23 protein-coding genes are annotated in these 23,195 nt (G+C 68.4%); 8 read left to right on the forward strand and 15 right to left on the reverse strand.

The window, feature by feature from the left end; genetic code table 11:
• Window position 1: 1 nt before the first annotated feature.
• Entirely contained in the window at window positions 2-352 is a 351-nt protein-coding gene (locus GEMRO_RS0122020) for a LapA family protein (protein WP_027135738.1), read from the reverse strand.
• Window positions 353-433: 81 nt separating this feature from the next.
• On the reverse strand, window positions 434-721 hold the full coding sequence (gene ihfB, locus GEMRO_RS0122025; protein ID WP_027135739.1) for an integration host factor subunit beta: 288 nt from the start codon (window positions 719-721) through the stop codon (window positions 434-436).
• Window positions 722-1,095: 374 nt separating this feature from the next.
• Between ihfB and GEMRO_RS31165 the strand changes: the two genes are divergently transcribed.
• Window positions 1,096-2,304 (forward strand): multidrug effflux MFS transporter, encoded by a 1,209-nt coding sequence (locus GEMRO_RS31165; protein ID WP_051329348.1) that lies wholly within the window; start codon window positions 1,096-1,098, stop codon window positions 2,302-2,304.
• Between the two features lie 46 nt (window positions 2,305-2,350).
• Here the strand turns inward: GEMRO_RS31165 and GEMRO_RS0122035 are convergent, their stop codons facing one another.
• The 9 genes from GEMRO_RS0122035 to uraH are packed head-to-tail and all read right to left on the reverse strand — an operon-like array spanning window position 2,351 to window position 12,029.
• Window positions 2,351-3,178, reverse strand: coding sequence for an aldo/keto reductase (locus tag GEMRO_RS0122035; RefSeq protein ID WP_027135740.1), 828 nt, complete (start codon window positions 3,176-3,178; stop codon window positions 2,351-2,353).
• A gap of 11 nt (window positions 3,179-3,189) precedes the next feature.
• Entirely contained in the window at window positions 3,190-4,122 is a 933-nt protein-coding gene (locus GEMRO_RS0122040) for an ABC transporter permease (protein ID WP_027135741.1), read from the reverse strand.
• On the reverse strand, window positions 4,122-5,186 hold the full coding sequence (locus GEMRO_RS0122045) for an ABC transporter permease (RefSeq protein WP_027135742.1): 1,065 nt from the start codon (window positions 5,184-5,186) through the stop codon (window positions 4,122-4,124). Before GEMRO_RS0122045 ends, GEMRO_RS0122040 begins: the two co-directional genes overlap by 1 nt.
• Window positions 5,170-6,699 carry an ABC transporter ATP-binding protein gene (locus GEMRO_RS0122050; protein ID WP_027135743.1) on the reverse strand — a complete coding sequence of 510 codons (1,530 nt, stop codon included), beginning with the start codon at window positions 6,697-6,699 and terminating at the stop codon, window positions 5,170-5,172. Before GEMRO_RS0122050 ends, GEMRO_RS0122045 begins: the two co-directional genes overlap by 17 nt.
• Window positions 6,699-7,169 carry a nucleoside deaminase gene (locus tag GEMRO_RS0122055; protein WP_027135744.1) on the reverse strand — a complete coding sequence of 157 codons (471 nt, stop codon included), beginning with the start codon at window positions 7,167-7,169 and terminating at the stop codon, window positions 6,699-6,701. The genes GEMRO_RS0122050 and GEMRO_RS0122055 overlap by 1 nt, the downstream gene beginning before the upstream one ends.
• Window positions 7,166-7,921: a xanthine dehydrogenase accessory protein XdhC gene (xdhC, locus tag GEMRO_RS31170; protein ID WP_084507358.1), complete on the reverse strand. Its 756-nt coding sequence runs from the start codon at window positions 7,919-7,921 to the stop codon at window positions 7,166-7,168. Before xdhC ends, GEMRO_RS0122055 begins: the two co-directional genes overlap by 4 nt.
• The gene (gene xdhB / locus GEMRO_RS31175) at window positions 7,918-10,248 is read right to left on the reverse strand and encodes a xanthine dehydrogenase molybdopterin binding subunit (RefSeq protein WP_051329350.1); all 2,331 of its coding nucleotides are present in this window, start codon (window positions 10,246-10,248) and stop codon (window positions 7,918-7,920) included. Before xdhB ends, xdhC begins: the two co-directional genes overlap by 4 nt.
• Window positions 10,245-11,672 (reverse strand): xanthine dehydrogenase small subunit, encoded by a 1,428-nt coding sequence (xdhA, locus tag GEMRO_RS0122070; protein WP_035485815.1) that lies wholly within the window; start codon window positions 11,670-11,672, stop codon window positions 10,245-10,247. Before xdhA ends, xdhB begins: the two co-directional genes overlap by 4 nt.
• A 3-nt stretch (window positions 11,673-11,675) precedes the next feature.
• A complete protein-coding gene (gene uraH, locus GEMRO_RS0122075) occupies window positions 11,676-12,029 on the reverse strand; it encodes a hydroxyisourate hydrolase (RefSeq protein ID WP_027135746.1) in 354 nt (117 codons plus the stop codon).
• An 86-nt stretch (window positions 12,030-12,115) separates the two neighbouring features.
• On the opposite strand from uraH, the gene uraD reads away from it, so the two are divergent.
• From uraD to cysE, 5 genes are all read left to right on the forward strand, one after another.
• The gene (gene uraD, locus GEMRO_RS0122080; protein ID WP_027135747.1) at window positions 12,116-12,625 is read left to right on the forward strand and encodes a 2-oxo-4-hydroxy-4-carboxy-5-ureidoimidazoline decarboxylase; all 510 of its coding nucleotides are present in this window, start codon (window positions 12,116-12,118) and stop codon (window positions 12,623-12,625) included.
• Between the two features lie 154 nt (window positions 12,626-12,779).
• Window positions 12,780-14,273, forward strand: a complete 1,494-nt coding sequence (locus GEMRO_RS0122085) for a circularly permuted type 2 ATP-grasp protein (RefSeq protein ID WP_084507360.1) — start codon at window positions 12,780-12,782, stop codon at window positions 14,271-14,273.
• Window positions 14,270-15,256: an alpha-E domain-containing protein gene (locus tag GEMRO_RS0122090; protein ID WP_027135749.1), complete on the forward strand. Its 987-nt coding sequence runs from the start codon at window positions 14,270-14,272 to the stop codon at window positions 15,254-15,256. Before GEMRO_RS0122085 ends, GEMRO_RS0122090 begins: the two co-directional genes overlap by 4 nt.
• On the forward strand, window positions 15,253-15,984 hold the full coding sequence (locus tag GEMRO_RS0122095) for a gamma-glutamylcyclotransferase (protein ID WP_051329351.1): 732 nt from the start codon (window positions 15,253-15,255) through the stop codon (window positions 15,982-15,984). The genes GEMRO_RS0122090 and GEMRO_RS0122095 overlap by 4 nt, the downstream gene beginning before the upstream one ends.
• A gap of 181 nt (window positions 15,985-16,165) precedes the next feature.
• Complete coding sequence (gene cysE / locus GEMRO_RS0122100) at window positions 16,166-17,032, forward strand: serine O-acetyltransferase (RefSeq protein ID WP_027135751.1); 867 nt, start codon at window positions 16,166-16,168, stop codon at window positions 17,030-17,032.
• 36 nt (window positions 17,033-17,068) lie between these two features.
• Here the strand turns inward: cysE and GEMRO_RS0122105 are convergent, their stop codons facing one another.
• The 3 genes from GEMRO_RS0122105 to GEMRO_RS0122115 are packed head-to-tail and all read right to left on the reverse strand — an operon-like array spanning window position 17,069 to window position 19,243.
• A complete protein-coding gene (locus GEMRO_RS0122105) occupies window positions 17,069-17,506 on the reverse strand; it encodes an EamA family transporter (RefSeq protein ID WP_027135752.1) in 438 nt (145 codons plus the stop codon).
• 25 nt (window positions 17,507-17,531) lie between these two features.
• Window positions 17,532-18,407 carry an amidohydrolase family protein gene (locus GEMRO_RS0122110; RefSeq protein WP_084507363.1) on the reverse strand — a complete coding sequence of 292 codons (876 nt, stop codon included), beginning with the start codon at window positions 18,405-18,407 and terminating at the stop codon, window positions 17,532-17,534.
• Window positions 18,408-18,418: 11 nt separating this feature from the next.
• A complete protein-coding gene (locus GEMRO_RS0122115; RefSeq protein ID WP_027135754.1) occupies window positions 18,419-19,243 on the reverse strand; it encodes a carbon-nitrogen hydrolase family protein in 825 nt (274 codons plus the stop codon).
• Window positions 19,244-19,351: 108 nt separating this feature from the next.
• On the opposite strand from GEMRO_RS0122115, the gene GEMRO_RS0122120 reads away from it, so the two are divergent.
• Together GEMRO_RS0122120 and GEMRO_RS0122125 are read left to right on the forward strand one after the other, a co-directional pair.
• Entirely contained in the window at window positions 19,352-20,200 is an 849-nt protein-coding gene (locus GEMRO_RS0122120; protein WP_035485820.1) for a DMT family transporter, read from the forward strand.
• 2,040 nt (window positions 20,201-22,240) lie between these two features.
• A complete protein-coding gene (locus tag GEMRO_RS0122125) occupies window positions 22,241-22,549 on the forward strand; it encodes a hypothetical protein (protein ID WP_157505698.1) in 309 nt (102 codons plus the stop codon).
• 478 nt (window positions 22,550-23,027) lie between these two features.
• On the opposite strand, the gene GEMRO_RS34435 is transcribed toward GEMRO_RS0122125, so the two are convergent.
• The gene (locus tag GEMRO_RS34435; RefSeq protein WP_157505699.1) at window positions 23,028-23,186 is read right to left on the reverse strand and encodes a hypothetical protein; all 159 of its coding nucleotides are present in this window, start codon (window positions 23,184-23,186) and stop codon (window positions 23,028-23,030) included.
• Between the last annotated feature and the right edge of the window lie 9 nt (window positions 23,187-23,195).

Raw genomic sequence — 23,195 nt, forward strand, 5'->3', positions numbered from 1 at the left:
CTCAGCGGGCCGTCGCCAGCGCGCGCGTCGGCGTGACGTTCTTGGCGGCCAGGGCCGCGGCCGAGGCTTCCTCGTCGCGCCGGCGCTTCGCCTCCTGTTCCTCCATCAGCGCCAGCTTGCGCCGGCTGCGCGACGCCTCGGCGCGCTTCTGGTGGCCGCCCAGCCAGGAGGCGATGCCGCCCAGGATCACGCCCAGGATCATGGCCACCAGGAACACCCCATAGACCGGCAGGTCGATCATGAACGGCGTCGGCCAGAGCGAGATCTCGATCGGCTCGCGGTTGCCGATCGCGAACAGGACGATCACCAGGAGCCCGATCAGCCCCAGGATCGTACGGAGGAACTTTACCATCGACGCCTCGCAAGGTTGAGGTCGGTGCATATCAGACGGAGCGTGCCCTGGACAGCAGCCCCGGCCGGAGAGGAGCGGGCGTCACTCGTCGCCGACGTTCAGGCGCTCGCGCAGCTCCTTGCCGGTCTTGAAATAGGGCACTCGCTTGTCCGGGACATCCACCTCGGCCCCGGTGCGCGGATTGCGGCCGGTGCGCGCCGAGCGGCCGCGGATCGAGAATGCGCCAAAGCCGCGCAGCTCGACGCGATCGCCCCGCTCCAGCGCCTTGGTCAGTTCCTCGAACACCGTCGCGACGATCTTCTCGACATCGCGCAGGTAGAGATGGGGGTTCGCCTCGGCGATGCGGCGGATGAGGTCGGAGCGGGTCATGCCGGCTATCGCTTTCCTCGGACTGCCAAGCTTTCCGGCGTCTTGTCGGCCCAGGTGCCGGGCACGTCAAGCGAAAGCACAAGGCAACCCGTTGAAGCATAAGGAGAAAGGATCGAACACCTGCGTCAGCTCCACCGCGGCTGACACAGGCGGCGTGCGGCACCTGGGCGAACTGGACCAACAAGCGGCCGGCCTGTCCGGATGCGGCGGCAGTGCCGCTTGCCTAGAACAGGCTCCTAATGGAGAATGGCGCGGTTGTGCCTCCTGCCCGTAGCCGGAAGACGGCGTCGCGCGTCGGTCACGGATTTGTCGACGATCCGTGTGCCTCGCTCGCTGGTCATCGGCGGCAGAATATTCACCGGATCCCATTAGTCATGAACGCGACCATGCTCCGCCACGCCGTGATCCTCGGCCTCCTGATCGCGGTCGGACCATTCGCAGTGGATGCCTATCTGCCGGCGTTCGGGGTGATCGCCAGCGATTTCCGCAGCGACCAGGGCGTCGTCCAGCTCACCGTACTCTGCTTCGTGGCGGCGGTGGCCGCAGGGCAGGTGATCTATGGCCCGATCTCGGACGCGGTCGGCCGCAAGCCGCCTGTCTATGCGGGCCTTGGCCTGTTCGTCCTGGGCTCGCTCGGCTGCGCTTTTGCCGGCAGCATCGAGCAACTCCTGGCCTGGCGGGTGGTGCAGGGACTTGGTGCCTCGGCCGGGATGGTGCTGGCGATCGCGATCATCCGTGACCTGCATACCGGCGTCGAGGCAGCGAGGCTGCTGTCGACCGCCATCCTGGCCTTGAGCGTGTCGCCAATCCTGGCGCCGCTCGCCGGAGGGCTGCTGATTCAGGTGGCATCCTGGCGGATGATCTTCCTGGCGCTGACGCTGGTGGCGGTTGGCGTCGGCGTGCTGATGGCGACCTCGATGCCGGAAACGCATCCGCACGAACGGCGCGCGCGGGCCGACATCCTTTCGATCCTGCGCGCCTATGCCTCGCTGTTCCGCGACCGGACCTTCCTCAGCGCCGTCTGCACCGGCGGGTTCGCCCAGGCGGCGCTGCTGGCTTATGTCGCGGGCTCATCCTTCCTGTTCATCACGCTCTACGGCACCACCCCGCTGACCTACAGCCTGATCTTCGCCGGCAACGCAGCGACCATCATCGGTCTTGCCCAGCTCAACGCGACCATCATCCAGCGGATCGGCGCCCACCGCCTGCTCACGTTGGCGGTCGGCTGGTTCACCATCATGTCGGCCCTGATGTGCCTGGTGATCCTGTCGGGTCAGGCGACCCTGCCGGTCGCCATCATCATGGTGTTCCTGAGCCTGGCGACGCTCGGCATGATCATGCCGAACGCGACCATGCTCGCCCTGGAGCCGATGGGGGAGAAGGCCGGCACGGCTTCGGCGCTGTCCGGGTTCCTGCAGGGGATGCTGAGCGCTCTCGCGACCCTGCTGGTCGGCGCCAGCTTCGATGGCACGGCCCGGCCGATGGTGATCGTCATGGCGCTGAGCGGGCTGTGCTGCCTGATGAGCTGGTGGGTGCATACCGGCCGCCTGCCGATCCGCGGCCGCGCCTGCCCCTCGGCGTAAGGCCCCTCCGGCCCCGGAGTGCAGCCGGGGCCGGAGGCAGGCCGCTTCAGGCCGCCGCGTCCCAGACCGGCGAGAAGTCGAAATCGCAGATGCGGTAGTTGGTGCGGCGTAAGGTGGAGATCTTCTCCATCTCCTCGGAGGTCAGCTCGAAATCGAGGACCTTCAGGTTGCTTTTCGCGTTCTTCTCCGAGCTGGTGCGCGGGATGGCGCCCACGTCCTCCTGCTGGATCAGCCAGCGCAGGGTCACCTGGATCGGGTTCATGCCGTGCGCGTCGGCGATCTCCTTGATCACCGGGTCGTCCATGACCTTGCCGCGCGCGCTGGGGCAGTGGGCGACGGTGGCGATGCCGAGCTTGCGGTGGAACGGCAGCAGGGCGTCCTGGGACAGGTAGGGATGGTACTCGACCTGGTTGGCGACCAGCGGGATCGGCGAGAGCTCGGTCGCCATCCGCAGCAGCGGGATGGTGAAGTTGCTGACGCCGATGAAGCGGGTGAAGCCGCGCTTCTGCGCTTCCACCAGCGCCGCCATGGTCTCGTCCAGCGGGATCGACTTGGACGGCCAGTGCAGCAGCAGGAGATCCGGCGCCGTGCCCAGGTTCTTGGTCGACTGCTCGGCGCTGCGCAGGAAGTCGTCATGGCCGAACTCGTCCGGCCAGATCTTGGTGGTCAGGAACACCTGGTCGCGCGGCACGCCCGACGTCGCGATCCCGCGGCCGACCTCGACCTCGTTGCCGTACATCCGGGCGGTGTCGATGTGCCGGTAGCCCAGGTTCAGGGCGGTGGCGACCATGTCGGTGCCGAGCGTTCCGGTGAGCTGGTAGGTCCCGAAGCCCAGTGCGGGGATGTTGGCGCCGTTCGCCTTGATCGTGGTCATTACCTGCCCTGTCATGCCTCTGGATGGAACGGCCGCGCCAAGGAGGCCGGCGTGTGCAAGCGGATACGGGTGGCGTCGCGGGAGATCAAGACGAGCACGATCACCGTGGCCAGATAGGGAGTCATTGCCACCAGGTTGCTGTCGATGCTGGCGCCGGCCGCCTGGAGCTGCAGCCCGAGGATGGTGACGCCGCCGAAGATATAGGCGCCGAGCAGCACCCGCCAGGGCCGCCAGGTCGCGAACACCACCAGCGCCAGCGCGATCCAGCCCCGTCCGGCGGTCATGTTCTCGGCCCATTGCGGCGTGTAGATCAGGGAGAGGTAGCCGCCGCCGATGCCCGCCATCGCCCCGCCGAACAGGGTGGCGAGCCAGCGGATCCGCAGGACCGGGTAGCCCAGCGCATGGGCGCTCTCCTGGTTCTCGCCGACCGCGCGCAGGGTCAGCCCGGCGCGGGTGCGATGCAGGAACCAGGCGACGGCGCCGACCGCCAGGATCGACAGGTAGACCAGCCAGTCATGGCCGAACAGCAGCGGCCCGGCGATCGGGATCTCCCGCAGCGCTTCCGGGAACGGCAGGGACATGGAAGGCAGGGGGATGCCCACCCAGGACTGGCCGATGAAGGCGGCGATCCCGGCGCCGAAGATCGACAGCGCCAGCCCGGTGGCGACCTGGTTGGTCATCAGGTTGAGCGCCAGCACCCCGTAGATCGCCGACGCCGCCATGCCGGCGATAGCAGCCGCCACGAAGCCCATCGGGGTGAGCCCGGTGGTGGCGGCCACCATGAAGCCGACCACCGCCCCCACCAGCATCATGCCCTCGATGCCGAGATTGAGCACCCCGGCCCGCTCCGCAACCAGTTCGCCCACCGCGGCGAACACCAGCGGGGTACCGGCGCGCAGGGTCGCGGCGATCACCGCGATCGCCATGTCGAGTTCGTCGCCCATCAGCGCTTCTCCCCGATAACCAGCCGCCACCGCACGAAACTGTCCGCGCCCAGCAGGAAGAACAGGAGCAGGCCCTGGAATACGCCGGTAATCGCGATCGGCAGCTGCAGCTCGAGCTGCGCGATCTCGCCGCCAAGGTAGAACAGGCCCATCAGCAGGGCCGCCGCCACGATGCCGATCGGGTGCAGGCGGCCCAGAAATGCTACGATGATCGCGGCAAAGCCGTAGCCCGGGGAAATCGAGGGCTGCAGTTGGCCGATTGGCCCCGTCACCTCGGCCGCGCCGGCAAGCCCGGCCAGCCCGCCGCTGATCAGAAAGCTGCCCCAGATGACCTTGCTCCGGCTGAACCCGGCATAGGCTGCGGCCTGCTGGGCCTCGCCCGACAGGCGGAACACGAAGCCCTGGTAGGAGCGGGTTACGAAGATCCAGGCCAGCACGGCGGCGAGCAGCGCCAGCGCGAAGCCCAGATGCAGGCGGGTGGTCTCGACCAGGATCGGAAGCCGGGTGGGATCGGCGAACATCGGCGACTGCGGGAACCCGAAGCTCATCGGGTCGCGCATCGGGCCGCGCACCAGGTATTGCAGCAGGAACCCGCCGACATAGACCAGCATCAGGCTGACCAGGATCTCGTTGGCGTTGAAGCGGGTTCGCAAGAAGGCGGGAATGGCTCCCCAGGCCATCCCGCCGACAGTGCCGGCCAGCAGCGGCAGGGCCCAGGGCAGCGGCCCACTGGCGTCCTCGCCGAACTGCAGGGCCACGGCGCTGGCGGCGATCGCACCCACGATGAGCTGGCCCTCGGCGCCGATGTTCCAGACCGCCGCCCGAAAGCCGATCGCCAGCCCCACGGCGATCAGGATCAGCGGGGTCACCTTCACGCCGAGCTCGGTCAGCCCGTACAGGTCCTGGACCGGCCGCCAGAACATCGCGGCGAAGGCCTGGACGGGGTTCTTGCCCAGCGCCACGAACAGCAGCGCCGCCACGACCAGGGTGAGCGCCACCGCGAGGAGCGGCGCCGCGATCTCCAGCGTGCGCGACGGGTTTGTTCGCCTAGTGAGCCTGAGCATGCCGGGCGCCCTCCTCGAAGCCGGCACCGCCCATCAGCAGGCCCACGCTTTCCCGGGTCAGCCCGTTCGTGGCCACCGGCTCCGACAGCTTGCCGTCGAACATCACCGCGATCCGGTCGGCCAGCAGGAACAATTCGTCCAACTCCTCGCTGAACAGCAGCACGGCACCGCCCCGCTCGCGCAGCGCCAGCATCTCCTCGCGGATCAGGGTCGCGGCCCCCACGTCGACACCCCAGGTCGGATGGGCGGCGATCAGGAGCTTCGGCTCCTCGTAGAGTTCCCGGCCGACGATGAACTTCTGCAGGTTGCCTCCCGACAGGCTGCCCGCCTCGGCATTGGTGCCGGCCGCGCGCACATTGAAGCGATCGATGATGTCGGCGGCGCGTCGCCGGATCGCGGAGCGGTCGATCAGCCCGCCCCGGCTGAGCGCCCGGCGCTGACCGGTCAGGAGGGTGTTCAGGGCCAGGCTGAGCTTCGGTGCGGCGCCACGCCCGAGCCGCTCCTCCGGGACGAAGGCCAGGCCCAGGTCCCGGCGCCGCCTAGGTCCCAGGTGGCCGACCGGAACCCCGGCCAGCCGGATGCTGCCCGATTGCGCCCCGGCATCCTCGCCGGACAATGCGCGCAGCAGTTCGCGCTGCCCGTTGCCGGCCACCCCCGCCACCCCGACGATCTCGCCGGCGCGCACGGTCAGCGAGACATGCTCCAGATCGGTGCCGTGCGGATCGGGCGACGCCAGGCTCAGGTCGTGCACCTCGAGCACGGGGGGACCGCTGCTCGGCATCGGCCGGTGCTCGATCTCCCGGGGCGACTTGCCGATCATCAGCGCGGCCAGGCTGCGTGCTGTCTCCAGGGTCGGATCGCAGCGCGCCACCACGGTGCCGCCGCGAAGCACGGTGGCGGCATGGCAAAGCGCCTGGATCTCCTCCAGCTTGTGGCTGATGTAGAGGACGGCGCAGCCCTCGGAGGCCAGCCGGCGCAGGGTGGTGAACAGGCCTTCGGCCTCCTGCGGGGTGAGCACCGAGGTGGGCTCGTCCATGATCAGCAGCCTGGGCGACTGCAGCAGGCAGCGGACGATCTCGACGCGCTGGCGCTCGCCGACGGAAAGCGACCAGACCGGTGCTTCCGGATCCACCGCGAGGCCATAGCGGGCGGCAAGCTCGCGGATCCGCCCGGGCAGGTCCTTCCCTGCATCCCGCGGGTCGAGCCCGAGCGCGATGTTCTCGGCCACGGTCAGCGTCTCGAACAGGGTGAAGTGCTGGAACACCATGCCGATGCCGCGCTGGCGGGCCAGCACCGGCGAGTTGGCGGTGACCGGCACGCCCTTCCAGCGGATCTCGCCCTCGTCCGGCCGCACGAGGCCATAGACGATCTTCATCAGGGTGGACTTGCCAGCACCGTTCTCGCCCAGCAGGGCCTGGATCTCACCCTCCTGCACCGTCAGGGAAACATCCTGGTTGGCGACGACGCCCGGATAGCGCTTGGTGATGCCGGCAAGTTCCAGGAGCGCCGGCATCAATAGGCCACCTTGTCGGCCTTCGCGCGCCAGCGCTCAAAACCTTCCTTGGCCTCGTCCGGCAGGGTGCAGGTGAAGCGCAGTCGGCGGCTCTTCATCGGCACGCCCATCTCCTGATAGAGGAAGGCGTCGTCGAACCCGATCGCGGCGGCGGCGTCCTTGTCGTTGCCGTAGTGGACCTCGTCGAGCCGCGCCCAGTAGATCGCCGCCATGCACATCGGGCAGGGCTCGCAGGACGTGTAGATGGTGGCGCCTGCCAGGGAGAACGTGCCGAGGGCACGGCACGCCTCGCGGATCGCGACGATTTCGGCGTGGGCAGTCGGGTCGTTGCTCGTGGTGACCTTGTTCCAGCCTTCGCCGACGATCCTGCCATCCTTCACGATCACCGCACCGAACGGACCTCCTTCGCCCGCCTCCATCTTCTCGATGGAGAGCCGGATCGCCCGGCGCATGGCTGTCTCGTGGTTCACGCGTGCGGCTCCTCGGGGATGGGCAGCGACAGGAGTTCGGCGGCAACCGCGATCGCGATCGCCGTCGGGTGCTTGTCGTGGATGGTGGGCAGGCCCATCGGGCATATCAGCCGCGAAAGCACAGATGAAGAGTGCCCGCGCGCCATCAGGCGGCGCTCGAAGGTCGCGCGCTTGGTGCGGGAGCCGATCAGGCCGAGCCAGCGGAAGTCGCCCCGGCGCAGCACGGCATCCACCACATCCAGATCGAGGTCATGGGAGTGGGTCGCCACCACCCAGCAGGCCGCAGCCGGGCCGCCGGCCACGAGGCCCGCCGGATCGTCGCTCTGCCGGACCACCAGCCGGGGCGAGGGCGCGGGCAGGAAATCTGCCCGCGGGTCGACCAGGGTGAGCCGCCAGGGCAGGGGCGCCAGGACCTGGAGCAGGGCGCGGCCGACATGGCCGGCGCCGAACAGGACCACCTGTGGCGCATCGACCGGCAGTTCCTCGACGAACGGGGCATCGCTGGCATCGAGGGTGAGGGTCACCCGCCCGCCGCAGCATTGGCGCAGGCTTGGGCCGAGCGGCACCTCCATGTCCAGATGGGTGGTGCCGTCCTCGAGCATCCGCCGCGCCGCCTTCACGGCCTGCCATTCGAGCTGCCCGCCGCCGATTGTTCCTGCGATCCGCTCCAGGGTCACCTCCATCGCGGCGCCGGCTGCACGGGGCGTCGACCCTTCCGCCCGGACAACGCGGATCCGGACGGCCTTGCTCATTCGGCGGCCGTTGGCAAAGCCTTGCGCTGCGTGCGCGCCCGCAGCTCCTTGACCGCGAACAGGATCCGCTCGGGCGTGGCCGGCGCGTCCAGCCGCGGCGAGGCCTGGCCGGCGCCGACCGCCGCCACCGCATCCTTGATCGCCTGGAAGGCCGCGATCGCCAGCATCAGCGGCGGCTCGCCGACGGCCTTGGAGCGGTGCACGGTCGGCTCGCGGTTGCGGCCACCCTGCCAGATCCGGACCCGGAAATCCTTGGGCAGGTCGGAGGCGCAGGGGATCTTGTAGGTGGAAGGCGCATGGCTCGCGAGCGCTCCCTCCCGGGTCCACCAGAGCTCCTCGGTGGTCAGCCAGCCCATGCCCTGAACGAAGCCGCCCTCGATCTGCCCCATGTCGATCGCCGGGTTGAGCGAGCGGCCGACGTCATGAAGCAGGTCGGCGCGCAGGATCCGGCTCTCGCCGGTGAGCGTGTCGATCACCGCCTCGCAGCAGGCGGCGCCGTAGGCGAAATAATAGAAGGGCCGGCCGGCCGCCTCGTCGCGGTCGTAATGGATCTTGGGAGTCGCGTAATAGCCGGTGGCGGAAAGCTGGACGCGGGCCATCCAGGCCTCCTTCGCCAGCTCGCGCAGGCTGATCGGCCGCTCGCCCAGGAGCACCACGCCATCCTGGAAGACGATCCGGTGCGGCGGCAGGCCGTACTTCTCGGCGGCGAAGGCGATGAGGCGCTCCTTCAGCGTCCGTGCCGCCGCCTGGGCGGCTATGCCGTTCATGTCGGTGCCGGACGAGGCGGCGGTGGCCGAGGTGTTGGGGACCTTGCCGGTGTCCGCCGCGGTGATCCGCACCAGGCTGGTCGGGATCTGCAGTTCCTCGGCGACGATCTGCTGGACCTTCACGTAGAGGCCCTGGCCCATCTCGGTGCCGCCATGGTTCAGCAGGACCGAGCCGTCGGTATAGAGCTGGATCAGCGCGCCAGCCTGGTTCAGGTGGCTGGTGGTGAAGCTGATGCCGAACTTCACCGGGGTGAGGGCGATGCCGCGCTTGAGGAGCGGGCTGGTCTCGTTCCAGCGCTCGATGGCCGCGCGGCGGGCCCGGTAGTCGGAGCTCGCCTCCAGCTCGTCGAGCAGTTCGGGCAGGACGAAGTCCTCTACCTCCATGTGGTAGGGGGTCTGGTTGCGCGGGGCTGGGCCGTAGAAGTTGACGCGGCGCACGTCGAGCGGATCCCGGCCGAGATGGCGGGCGATCTCGTCGACCACCTCCTCGATGCCGATCATGCCCTGCGGGCCGCCAAAGCCGCGAAAGGCGGTGTTGCTGACCGTGTGGGTCTTCATCCGCCGGGAGCGGATCCGGACATGCGGAAAGTAATAGGCGTTGTCGGCGTGGAACATCGCCCGGTCGGCGATGGCGGCGGTGAGGTCGGCGGAGAATCCGCCCCGCGCCGCCTGGTCGAACTCGATTGCCTCGATCCGGCCGCTCTCGTCGAAGCCCACCTTGTAGCCGATCAGGAAGTCGTGGCGCTTGCCGGTGAGGGTCATGTCGACGTCCCGGTCCAGCCGGAACTTGACCGCCCGCCCGGTCCGGCGCGCCAGCACTGCGGCGATCACCGCGATCTGGTTGGCCTGGGTCTCCTTGCCGCCGAACCCGCCGCCCATCCGCCGGCACTCGACCCGCACCTTCGCGTCGATGACGCCCAGGCAGCGGGCCACCACATGCTGCACCTCGGTCGGATGCTGGGTGGAGGCATGCACGTCCATGCCGCCATCCTCGGACGGGATGGCCAGCGCGATCTGACCCTCCAGGTAGAAATGGTCCTGGCCGCCCAACCGGAACTGTCCGCTGAGCACGTGGCGGGCCTTGACGAAGGCCGCGTCGGGATCGCCGCGGCCCATTTCATGGCTGGGCAGCAGTTCCAGGCCCTGTGCCAGCGCGTCCTCCAGCTGGACCGTGGCCGGCAGGTCCTCGTAGGTGATCTCGGCAAGCGTCACCGCCCGGCGTGCGGCCTCGTAGCTGGTGGCGGCCACCGCAAACAGCGCCTGGCCATGGTAGTCCACGCTGTGCTGGGCGAGGGCCGGCTCGTCCAGGATGACCGGGCCGATCTGGTTCAGGCCGGGGAAATCCATTCCGGTCATGACCGTCACGACCCCGGGCGCCGTCGCAACCCGGCTCAGGTCCATGCGCACGATCCGGGCATGCGCACGGCTGGACTGGCCGACTGCCGCATGCAGGCAGCCATGGGGTTCGGCCAGGTCATCGACATAGCGGGCCCGGCCGGTGACGTGCAGTTTGGCGGAATCGTGCGGGAGGGCCGCCTGGACAGCCTGGATCCTGGTCATGCCGCTGCCTCCAGGTCGAGGACACGGGTCGCGACGTCGGGCCTGACCACCTCGTAGAACAGCCGGCGCAGCAGGTTCTGGCCCGCTTCGGTACGGTATGCAGCACTGGCGCGCACATCGTCGATCGGCTGGAAATCCACGGCGAACGCGGCGCACGCGGCTTCAATCGACCCCTCGTCGAGGCGGCGGCCGATCAGGGCCGCCTCGCAGCCCGGGGCCCGCCTGGGTGTCGCGGCCACGCCGCCGAAGGCCAGCCGGGCCTGGGCGACCAGACCGTCCTTCATCACGAGGCGGAAAGCTCCCATCACCGCCGAAATGTCCTGGTCGAAGCGCTTGCTCACCTTCATCGCCCTGAACACTTCGCCCTCGAGAGGGCGCGGCACGATCAGCATCTCGGCGAACTCGCCCGGACGGAGCGCTGTCGAGCGGTAGCCGAGAAAGAACTCGTCCAGGGGGAGCGTCCGGCGCGACGCGCCGCTGCGCAGCACGAGCGAGGCCCCGAGCGCCAGGAAGGCCGGCGAACCGTCGCCGATCGGCGAGGCGTTCATGACGTTGCCGAGCACGGTGCCGGTCTGGCGGATCTGGGCGCAGGCGAACCGGCGCAGAAGTTCGCCCAGGTCCGGCCGGTCCTCGGCCAGGACCGGATGGGCGTCGTAGAGGCGCACCCCGGCACCGATGCGGATCTCGTCGGCGGTGACCTCGATGGACTGTAGGTCGGCGCATGTGCCGGTCCAGACGAGGTCATCCACGTCGCGCAGTGCCTTGGTGACCCACAGGCCGATATCGGTGCCGCCGGCGAGGATGGTGGCTTCGGGCGTCTCGGCCAGACACGCCGCCAGTTCATCGCCACTGCGCGGCGCCCGGAACCGTCCGCCGGCGGCGGCATAGTCGAGCATCGCCTCCCCCTCCGGCAGGACCGGGACCACCGGCACGTCGTCGCCTAGCCCCGCATCGGCGGCGGCATCCAGGATCGGACGGTAGCCGGTGCAGCGGCAGAGATTGCCGGCCAGCACGTCCTCGGTGGTGAGGTGGCTGCTGTTGGTCCGGTCCAGGCGCTGCGCCACCAGCGCCATCACGAAGCCCGGCGTGCAGAAGCCGCACTGGGCGGCGTGATGGTCGACAAACGCCTGCTGGACCGGGTGGAGCGGCTGGCCCTCGGCGCCCAGGCCCTCCACGGTCAGCACCGAGCGTCCGTGCAGGGCTCCCAGGAACAGGATGCAGGCATTGACCGCCCGCCAGCGAACCTGCCCGCCGGTCGTCTCGCCTACCGCCACGGTGCAGGCTCCGCAGTCGCCTTCCGCGCAGCCTTCCTTGCTGCCGGTCAGGCGGCATTGGACCCGCAGGTACTGCAGGAGTGTGGTGGTCGGATGCAGGTCGGTCACCTCGACCGGTGCGCCGTTCAGCCGGAACCGGATCGCCGTCATGGTTCAGCTCCCCCGGTAGGTGGAATAGGCCCAGGGGGAGACCAGCAGCGGGACGTGGTAATGGCTGTCGTCCGCCATGGCGAAGCGCAGGGGAACCTCGTCCAGGAACGGCGGATCCGGCAGGTCCGAGCCGACCTCGCGGAAATAGGCCCCAGCCTGAAACAGGATCTCGTAGCGCCCGGCCTGGAACTCGCCACCCTGGAGGAGAGGCTCGTCGCAGCGGCCGTCCGCATTGGTACGGCGCTCGGCCACCAACTGGCGGTTTCCGTCCGCCAGGATGCGGTACAGCGCCAGCGCCATGCCTCGTGCGGGCCGGCCATGCGCGGTGTCCAGAACATGGGTGGTGAGCCTGCCCATCGCTTCTTCCCTTGCCAGGCAGGGAGCGTCCTGCAAGGTCCGGGCCGTGGTCAAGTGATACCGGAGACAGCGATGGCGGCGACACGATGCTGACGATGGCCCAGGTGGACGCCATGGACCGGGCGAGCTTCGTCGCCGCGCTGGGCGCCGTGTTCGAGCACAGCCCCTGGGTGGCGGAACATGCCTATGACCGCCGGCCGTTCCGCAGCCTGCCCGGCCTGCACGGTGCGATGGCGGACGTGGTGCGCCACGCCCCGCTCGACCATCGCATGAGCCTGATCCGGGCTCATCCCGACCTCGCCGGCAAGGCGGCGCGTGCCGGCGCGTTGACGACCGATTCCACGAAGGAGCAGTCCTCGGCCGGCCTCGATCGCCTGAGCGACGCCGAGTACGATCGTTTCCATGCCCTGAATGACGCCTATCGGGCGAGGTTCGGCATGCCGTTCATCATGGCGGTGCGCGGCGCCGGCAAGGTCCAGATCCTCGAGGCGTTCGAGCGCCGTCTGGCGAACGGGCCGGAGACTGAGATCGCCACTGCGATCGAAGAGATCGTGCGGATCGGCCGCTTCCGGCTGACCGACATGATCTCCGGCTGAACGGTCGAAATGATGGGCAATTGCCAGCCTGCCGCGCAGATCTGACCGTCGGCGCGGCAGGAAGAAACGCTGCTATCGTGACAGCGGCGCTTGTCAGGGGCGGGTGGCACCGTGTTTGCTGGCACGGGCCAGAGGGCGCAAAGGACCGGCACCGATGCAGACACAAGTGCAGAATAATGGCCCCGTGCAGGCGGACAATGGCTGGACCGGCGCACTTGGCGGCTATGATCCGGGTCACTTCTACTGTGAAATGCTCCGCTCTGCCGAGAAATCCGGCGCCATTGCGCGGGTAGCCGCCAAGCTGGACGCGCTGCCGCTGGAGACATTGCGTGCCCGTGCCGGCGACGCCGAGACCGAACTCTACAATCTCGGCATCACCTTCACGGTCTACAGCGAGAAGGACGCCATCGACCGGATCCTGCCGTTCGACGTGATCCCCCGGATCCTCACCCGCGGCGACTGGCGGCATATCGAGCAGGGCACCATCCAGCGGGTCCAGACCCTCAACCTCTTCCTGCACGACATCTACCACGACCAGAAATGCATCAAGGACGGGATCATCCCGGGCGACCTGGTGCTCGGCAACGCCAACTACCGCAAGGAGATGGAGGGGCTGGACCTGCCGTTCGGCACCTATGTCCACATCAACGGCATCGACCTGGTGCGCGGCCATGACGGCACCATCATGGTGCTGGAGGACAACGCCCGCTCGCCGTCCGGCGTCTCCTACGTGGTCGAGAACCGCCACCTGATGATGCGCGCCTTCGCCGACCTGATGGAGAATGTGCCGATCATGAAGGTGTCCGACTACGGCCAGCGCCTGCACCATGCCCTGTGCGAGGTGGCGCCGGAGGCGATCGAGGAGCCCCAGGTCGTGCTGCTCTCGCCGGGCGTGTTCAACTCGGCCTATTTCGAGCACGTCTTCCTGGCCCGGGAGATGGGCGTGCCGCTGGTGGAGGGCCGCGACCTGTTCGTGGACGACGACCGGGTGTTCATGAAGACGATCGCCGGGCGGATGCCGGTGGACGTGATCTACCGGCGGCTGAACGACGACTTCCTCGACCCGGAGGCGTTCAACCCCGACTCCATGCTGGGCGTGAGCGGCCTGATGCGCGCCTACGCCAAGGGCAACGTGCAACTCGCCAACGCGCCAGGCACCGGCGTCGCCGACGACAAGGCGATCTACGCCTACCTGCCGCGTCTGGTGCGCTACTACCTGGACCAGGACGCGATCCTGCCGAACGTGGAGACCTTGATCTGCCGGGAGAAGCCGGCTCTGGATCAGGTGCTGGACCGGCTCGACCAGATGGTGGTGAAGCCGGTCGGCGAGTCCGGGGGCTACGGCATCACGATCGGGCCGAAGGCCACCAAAGCGGAACTGGACGACCAGCGTGCCAAGCTTCTGGCCAATCCCGCCAATTTCATCGCCCAGCCGATGATCGACCTGTCGGTGTCGCCGACGCTCACCGAGGACGGGATCGAGCCGCGCCATGTCGATCTGCGGCCGTTCGCGATCACCGGCAAGTCAACCTGGGTGCTGCCCGGCGGCCTCAGCCGCGTGGCCCTGCGCAAAGGCTCGCTCGTGGTGAACAGCTCGCAGGGTGGCGGCTCGAAGGACACCTGGGTCCTGAGGGAGGACGTGCTGTGACCCGGCTGCTTGCCCGCTATGCGGAATGCATCTTCTGGATGGGGCGCTATGTGGAGCGCGCCGAGAACCTGGCGCGTATCCTGGACGTGCAGGAGACCTTCTCCCGCGACAGCCGCGGCGCCCACGACTGGGGCGTCGTCCTCGACATCAACGCCGACCGTGCCCGCTTCGAGAAGAAGCACGGCCAGCCCAACGCCCGGTCGGTGCTGCGGTTCTACGTCCTGGACCGGGACAATCCCAATTCCCTGGTCAGCGACATCTGGGGAGCCCGGGAGAATGCCCGTGCCCTGCGGCCGCTGATCACCACCGAGATGTGGACGCAGCTCAACGTGTTCTACAACCGTGTCCTGACGCTCGGCATCGACGATCTGGCCGAGGAACGGCTGTCCCGGCTGTGCGCGCAGATCAAGGATGGCTGCGACGCGCATTACGGGATCACCGCCGGCACGTTCTACCGCGACGAGGCCTGGAGCTTCTACGAACTCGGTCGCGCCATCGAGTGCGCCGATCAGACCACCAGGCTCCTGGACGCCAAGCTGCTGGCCGCCGCGCTGCGCGAGGGGGATGATCTCGCCGGCGATGCCAGCTACTGGACGGCCCTCCTGCGCTCGGCCGCTGGCTACCAGGCGTTCCGGCGCCGGCACCCGCGCGGCATCACCCAGGAAAAGGTCGCGCTGTTCATGCTGTGCGATCCCTGCTTCCCCCGCTCGGTCGCCCACCATCTGGCGTCGATCGAGGAGCATCTGCACCAGTTGCGCCGCCGCTACGGCCTCAAGGCGGCGAACCGGGCGATCGAGCACCTGGATGGGCTCTACGACGACCTGGAACCGACCAAGGTCAGCAAGATCATTGCCGCGGGGACGGTTCACGCGCTCGACGATTTCATCCAGAAGAGCCTCACCGATCTCACGGGGATCCTGGGGCGCAGCTTCTTCGGCTGGTCCCTGGAGGAGCCCGACAAGGAGCCAGTTCAAGCGGCATGACCGTTCCCCTCAAGACCCGGCTGGCCCCACCCGCGGCACGGCGCAGGCTGACCGAAGACCTGGTCAGCCGCGTCTACCGCCAGGTTCCCGATCCCGGCCCGCATCTCGACCTGGTACCGCTGGAGGATGACGACTACCGGCGGATGACCGCCCGGCTGATGGAGGAGATCGACCCCCGGCAGGGTCTGTGGATCTTTGCCTACGGCTCGCTCTTGTGGAACCCGACCTTCCGCTATGCCGAGCACCGGGTCGGCACCGTGCATGGCTGGCACCGCTCCTACTGCCTGCATCTCACCCGCTGGCGCGGAACGCCGGAGGAACCTGGCCTGATGCTGGCCCTGGAGCGGGGCGGCGCCTGCAAGGGTGTCCTGTTCCGCCTGCCCGCCGGCGAGGAAGCCAAGGACATCGAACTCCTGCTGCGCCGTGAGATCGGGTTCAAGGAATCAGGCAACCGCTGGCGCTGGTTCGATGCCCGCACCGACCAGGGAATGGTCCGGGCTCTCGGCTTTGTCGCCAACCATGCCTGTTCCTATTACCGCCCGGAGCCGCCCCTGGAGCAGACCGTGGCGATGCTGGCCAGGGCCTGCGGGCATGGCGGCTCCTGCGCCGAATATCTCTACAAGACCGTGGCGTCGCTGGAGCAGTACGGCATCCACGACCGCCATCTCTGGCGCCTGCAGGACCGGGTCGCCGAGCAGATCGCCATTGAAACAGGCGGTGGAATCTGAGCTCGTTTCGGACCTCCTGAACTCCCATGTTAGAATTGATGACGTTGCCCAGCCTGGAGAAGGCGGAGTAGAGATCCCTGCTTCGTCAACGAACCGATTGCCGATCGGGAACGGGGCGGCAGGTACTGGTGTTCGGCAGGTCGAATGGCCCGAAGGGCGCGTCGGAGGCGACAGGATGACCATGGCAGCCACGACCAGGCAGAAGCATCTGGCCCTGGTGTCGCCCGAAGCGCAGGGCGATCTCTCGGACACGCTTTGGCGGCGATTGCGCTGGGAGGCCGAGGAGGCATGCGCCAAATCGCCGATGCTGGCGCCGCTGTTCCTGGATTCGATCATCAACCAGCCGAGTTTCGAGGGCGCGATGTTCCATCGCATCGCGGCCCGGCTGAAGAACGATGTGATCTCGCAGCCTCTGATCCTGCAGGCATTCCACCGCGCGGCCAGCAACGATCCGAACATCGCGCTGGGCCTGCAGGCCGACATCAGCGCCGTCTACGACCGTGATCCGGCCTGCGAGCGGCTCATCGAGCCGTTCCTGTACTTCAAGGGCTTCCACGCCATCCAGGTGCACCGCCTGAACCACTGGCTGTGGAACTCCGGCGAGCGGGATTTCGCGCTCTACCTGCAAAGCCGCACTTCCGAGGTTTTCCAGGCCGACATCCACCCGGCCGCGCGGATCGGCAAGGGCATCCTGCTCGACCATGCCACTGGCCTGGTGGTCGGCGAAACTGCGGTGATCGAGGACGATGTGTCGCTCCTCCAGGGCGTGACCCTGGGCGGTACCGGCAAGGAAGCCGGTGACCGGCATCCCAAGGTGCGTCGCGGGGTGATGATCGGCGCAGGTGCCAAGATCCTGGGCAATATCGAGATCGGTGCCTGCGCCCGGATTGCCGCCGGCTCGGTGGTTCTCAACCCGGTCCCGCCGCGCACCACGGTGGCCGGGGTCCCGGCGCGCGCGGTGAAGGTGGCCCCGTCCTGCGACACGTCCCGCAGCGCCGACGAGATCCTGAGCGAGATGTCCTACGCGGCGTTCGACTACGCCATCTGACGCCCGGTCCCATCCGGCCGGGCGGCTGTCTGCCGCTCAGCCGCGATAGGCGACCAGAAGCGCACCGGCGCCGATCAGCATGACACCAGCCCAGTTCGCGGCCGAGAGCCGCTCGCCCAGGAACAGCGCGCCGAACAGCGCCACCAGCACGACGCTGAGCTTGTCGATCGGCGCCACCCGGCCGACTTCCCCAAGCTGCAGGGCCCGGAAGTAGCAGATCCAGGAAGCCCCGGTGGCCAGCCCGGAAAGGACCAGGAAGAGCCAGGTCGAGCCCGGGATGGCGCCCTGGTGCCGCCACTTGCCGGTCGCCGCCAGGATGCCGGCCAGGGCCGCGACCACGACCAGGGTGCGGATGAAGGTGGCGAGGTCAGGATCGATCGCCTGCACGCCGACCTTGGCAAACAAGGCGGTGAGTGCCGCGAAGCAGGCCGCCAGCACCGCCCAGAACTGCCAGGAGCCCACCAGCGCCGCCATCATCCCAAATTCCCGTTACCGCGTCTCAGAGCTGGTACCAGCGCATCGCATTGTCGCGGAAGATCGCGCGCCGCTCGCTGTCGCTGAAATGGGCGGTGGCCCGCTCGACCGTCTCCACCCAGCGCTCGTAGGGCAGGGCCAGGACGGAAACTGGCCAGTCGCCGCCGAACATGATCCGGTCAACGCCGAAGCAGTCGACGGCGCGGTCCATGTAGGGACGCAGCTGCGCTTCCCGCCAGTTGCCATGGTCGGCCTCGGTCGCGACGCCGCTCAGCTTGCAGATCACGTTGGGAAAGGCCGCCAGGGCCTTGATGAAGGTCCACCAGGGCTCGATCCCGCCGGCCTTGATCGGGGGCTTGCCAATATGGTCCAGGACGAACCGGACCTGCGGATGCCGGGCCACCAGCTCCAGCACGGCGGGGAACTGGTGGTGGAAGACGCAGAGCTCGAAGTCGAAGCCGTACTTGGGAAGAAGCGCCAGGCCTGCCTGGAAGTCCGGGCGCAGGCAGAAGTCGTTGTCCGCTTCGTTCTGCAGGAGCCGGCGCACGCCCTTGACCAGCCCGAGCCCGGCCAGCGCCTCCAGATGCGGCTCGACGACAGCACCGTCCTCCAGCGGCGCATGGGCGACGATGCCGCCGAGCCTCGGGTCGTCCTTGGCGAGCCCGGCGATCCGGCGCGCCTCGTCCAGGCTGCGCCCCTTGGCGACGTCGCACTCGACGAACACGAACTTCTCCAGTGCCACCCGGCCGCGGTGCCGGTCCAGCTCCGCGATCCCGAACGGCTTGTTCAGTGCAGGGACGCCCGCGCACCACTCCATCGGGATCAGGCTCGGCTCCCAGAGATGGATGTGGGTGTCGACGATGGCGAAATCCGGCATGAAGTCCTCCCGTTGTTCGTTCATGTGCAGCCGCTTCAGGCGTCCCAGGGTTCGACCAGGCGGTGATGCCGGTGCGTCGGTATCATCCGCCGCGCCTGAACGACACGGTCATGATCCAGCCGCGCGGTCACCCAGCCCGGGCCGTCGCTCGCCTGCGCGATCACGCTGCCCCAGGGATCGACCACCATCGAGTGGCCCCAGGAGGTCCGCCGGCTGGTCGGGTGGGGACCGGACTGGCCCGGCGCCAGGACATAGGCGCCGTTCTCGATCGCCCGGGCGCGCAGCAGCACCTCCCAATGGTCCTTGCCGGTCTGCTGGGTGAACGCGGAGGGGACCAGGTACACCTCGGCCCCCTGCCGGGCCAGGAGCTGGAACAGCTCGGGAAAGCGCAGGTCGTAGCAGATCGTGCAGCCCAGGCGAAAACCGCCGAGCTCGTAGGTGGCAAGCTCCGTGCCCGGGGCGATCCCGTCGCTTTCCCGGAAGATCCGGCCGTCCGGGGCGGTCACGTCGAACAGGTGGATCTTGCGGTAGCGGACGACGATCTCCCCGTCCGGCCCGACCACGATCGTGCTGTTGTAGGCGCGGCTGTCCGGCCCTTTTTCCAGGAAACTGCCGCCATGGATGGTGATCCGGTGGCGGCTGGCCAGCTCCTGCAGCATCCGGGAGGCGGGGCCGTCGGGAATGGTCTCGGCGGCCGCCGCCCGCGCCGCCGCGTCGCCCCCGATCAGCGTGAAGGTCTCCGGCAGCACCACGAGGTCCGGCTGGTCGGCGGCAATGGCGTGCTCGACGAGATCCCGGGCCTGGGCGAGGTTGGCCTCGAGGTCGACGTCAGCCGCCAGCTGGATCAGCGATACGCGCATCAGGCGTCTCCAAGCTCGACAAGTGGCCGGCCGCAGCGCTACCGCGCACGGTCCGTGACGATGTCGTGACAATCATGTGGCGGATCGCTCCGGCGGAGACCCGTGCCCATGGCTGTGACGGTGTTCGCGGTGGTGCTCGCCGCGGCGGTACTGCATGCGAGCTGGAACGCGGTCGTCAAGACCGGCGGCGAGCCGGAGCTGCGTCTGGCGCTGGTCGGTCTCACCATCGCGATCATGGTGCTGCCCTTCTGCCTGTTGGTGCCACCACCGCCCGCAGCCGCCTGGCCATGGCTCCTGGGCTCGCTCGCCTCGCACCTGGCCTATTACGAGCTGCTCGCCCGCGCCTACCGGCTGGGCGACCTTTCGCAGGTCTATCCAGTAACCCGGGGCCTTGCGCCGCCGGCCGCGGCCCTGCTGGCCTGGCTGTTCGTGGGGGAGACGCTGGAGCCCGCCGGCGTGGTGGCCGTGCTGGTGATCGGCCTCGGCATCGTCGCGCTGGCCGCTGCCGACCGCGGCGGACTGAGCGGACGGCGCGCCCTGGTGCCGGCCATCCTCAATGCCGGCGTGATCGGGATCTACTCGATCTGCGACGGCATGGGGGCCCGGACTGCGGGCGACCCGTTCTCCTACATCGTCTGGCTGTTCGTCCTGGACGGCCTGCCGTTCGCCACGCTGGTGCTCGTCCGCCGCAGGATGGCCCTCGTCCGGGCGGTGCCCACCCTCTGGCGTCCCGCGGCGGTCGCCGGTGCCATGTCGCTGCTGGCCTACGGGCTGGTGATCTGGGCGATGGCCCGGGCGCCGATCGCCTATGTCTCGGCCCTGCGCGAGACCTCGGTGGTGCTGGCAGCCTGGATCGGCACGCGCGTGCTCAAGGAGCCTTTCGGCCGGCGCAGGATCGCCTGCGCCGCCCTGGTGGCGCTGGGAGTCGTGGCGCTGCAACTGAGCCGCATCCCGTAGCAGGGTGGATCCTGCACGGCCGTGGGGCAATGTTATTTCACTCCCTGAGACAGAGGTGCCGAGTGGAAACAGGGCGCGATCATGGTCATGAGCGCACGGCGGTCCTGGCCAGTCCACCTGCGGCCCCGACATTGCCGAGGCCCTATTCCTCCATCGTCTGCTGATGCGCCTGTCACCGATCCTTTTTGCTTCAATGGCCGCCGCAAGTTCCGCAAGGCCCGAATGTCCTGGCAGGTTGGGCAAATGATGCTCGCGCCCACCAGAGCCCCGCTGTCTCCCCACCAGCCAGACCGCCTCGCCCGGGAGGCCCCGCCAGACCTGCTCGCCTTCGGCCGGGCGATTCGCCGCCCTTTGGCAGGAGCCAGCGCGTGGCCGGCGCCCGATCCTCGCTGGGATGTTGGCCAGGGCAGTTTGATGGCGGGCAGGTCGATTTTCAGCACTTTGGCCATGCCGACGGTCACGGATGAGGCCGCGCCTGCTCAGGCCAGAACGCAAGGCGGCGCGGGCGCCCCGGCCGGCATCGGCCACCGCGGGACCAAAGCGGCCACCGGCAACCAGGAGCCGTTTGATCTCCACCAGGGCGGGTCATCGCGCAAAAAGCTGCCGATGCCCTGGCGACAGCCCGTCCTCTGCACAGTGTGCGACATCGGGCACCCAAAGCCTTCAGCATGCCTGCTCGCGCAGACGAACAAAGGCGCAGGCGTACCGGAACCTCATCATTGGCAAGGGTGAGGGCCTCCAGCACCTGGCGGCTGGCGCGCCTGCCCAGGCACCCGGCCGATGGACGCGCCAGGTCCACCGCGTGCCCGCCCAGCTGGGCAGAACCGGATCGCCGACCACCGGCGCAGCATCCGGCCAGCCCGCTCATTCCGCCAGCTGCCGCAAGGGGCTTCATCCAAGCGTGGACTGGTGACGACGTGATGAAGCGAGTCATGCCCGTCCATGCCCAGCCGGGCATTTGCCGATTGCTGGCCCTTGCGCTCATGGCAACCGATCGGCCCCTGCCGGTGGGGAGGAGCCCAAGACCGCCGCCTCCGGTGCGTCATCTCCCACAGGAATGGCGCCAACCATTCTTCCAGCGTTCCCCGCCGGCCTAGCTCCGCCATCACCTTTGTCCAGCCAAGCGCATAGGACAGGGCCGCGGATCACGCGCCGAAAGGTCTCCGCCTTGCTAGACCGAAATCCGACAAACCTCCTGCCGCCTCATGATCGGCCAGGTCGGCCAGATCTCGAGGCGCGGCGGGTGCTCCACGGAACCCCGCCCGTTCTTGAGACCGGCTGCAGCCCGCCAAGATTTCTTGGCCCCGGTTGCAGTGGGAATGGATGATCCGCCTCGTGCGGATCATGGCGGCCAGCCGACCGTCCGGCCATGACCATCTCCAACCGCTACAACAGATGGGCACGTCGTGGTTCGCGGCAGCGTTGGTTGCAGTAGCTTGCTGGTGCAAAGTGAAGTCGCGATCGACAAGATCCACGTCAGGGCACATCACTGCCTTCCGGGCGGCAAGAGGGCGAGCGGCGCCCGGCCATCGGCCGCTTGCGCGGCGGCCGCACCTCGACAACTCTTTGTGGCCGATGAATGCGGCCGACCCGGCGCGTTCGCCCGGACCCCCAACAGCATCGCCATCCCGCTGTCGAGCACCTTGTCGCCGCCCAGGCGCCTGATCGCCGACACGACCGATGATGCCGATAATCGCCACGATTGGCTTGAGGCTCAGAATGTCCGGTCCGCCATGCCGTCCGCCGCCCACCGGACCATCCCTTGGCTGCTCAAACTGCAATGCCTAGACCCGATGCAACCTGATCGAGCGGCTTTGCGGCCGGCTCCAGAACCGGCGGCGCATCTCCGTGCACCATGACTGCCTCGCCCTGAACTGACTGGCCGCGCTCGCACCCGGCGCCATCGCCTCAGCATGGGCTGAATGAGCCTCTACCGAGTGGTTTGAGTTGGAGGTCAGCTTGCACTCTGTATGACGTGGGCGAGGGTGGCTGCCTCGGTGGAGGAGGCTGCCATGGCTCGTGGACCGAGGACGATTGCGCTTGAACGACCGGGCGGCGCTGGCGAATCTTATCCGGCGTCGGAAGGTGAGCCAGGCGCTGGCCAAGCGTGCTCGTGTGGTGCTGGCGTGTGCCGAGCTGGGGGCCACCGATCTTAGAGTAGCCACGGGGCTGGGCGTGACCCGGCTGACAGTGGCCCTGTGGCAACAGCGTTTACCCCCCTGCATCGGCTGGAGAGCCTGGCTGATGGGCCACGTGCGGGAGTGCCCCAGGCAGATCGACGATCAAGCGGTCGAGCGTCTAATTGCGCCGACGTTGGAGGAGATGCCGGAGCAACGCCACCCATTGTAGCACCCGATAGATGGCTAGGCGGGCCGGGCGGCGGTGCGGCCGGAACGCGCGGTCCCGCAGCCCCGCCTCACCCTCCTCGACCTGGTCCTCGCGCCCCTTGCGGACAATGCGTGCCAAGACGCCCAAGCGAGGCCGCGACCGCAAAAATCGTCCAGCCTTCCGCCAAGCGTCTCACGAACAGCCTTCGACGATGCGGCGTCGTACGCGCCTTCTGATGAACGTCCATCCGGAACTCCCGGTCGAGGATTGCAGCTGTGGCAACGACAGCTTTCCTTCCTGGCCCGGGGGAACAGCCTCCATGGCGGCGACAGCTAGGGCATGCTCTTTAATCTGCAGCTAGAGCATGATGACAGCGAACTGCAGCATGGCTCGGCAGTTGGTGGACCTCTTCTCGGTGCGGGTTGCGATGCTTCGACACGGCTTGAGAGCGCCATCAGGCGCTCGGTCTGTTTGTGCCGAATATTGACCTGCCAGCCGATCAGGGCGCGAGGGTCTTGGCGCGTGGGCTGCCGATGCCGCACTGGTGGCGCACGTAGCGGTTGCTGTAGCTGCGGTTGGCCATCGGCCGCTCTTGCCGCTTGCGTGTCCGACATGCGGCGAAGCCGTAAACCCGCTCGCCATGCAGCAGAGGCGGCATCGCGGGGAA

This window comes from Geminicoccus roseus DSM 18922 (genome assembly GCF_000427665.1).
In the GTDB taxonomy this organism is placed as follows: Bacteria; Pseudomonadota; Alphaproteobacteria; order Geminicoccales; family Geminicoccaceae; genus Geminicoccus; species Geminicoccus roseus.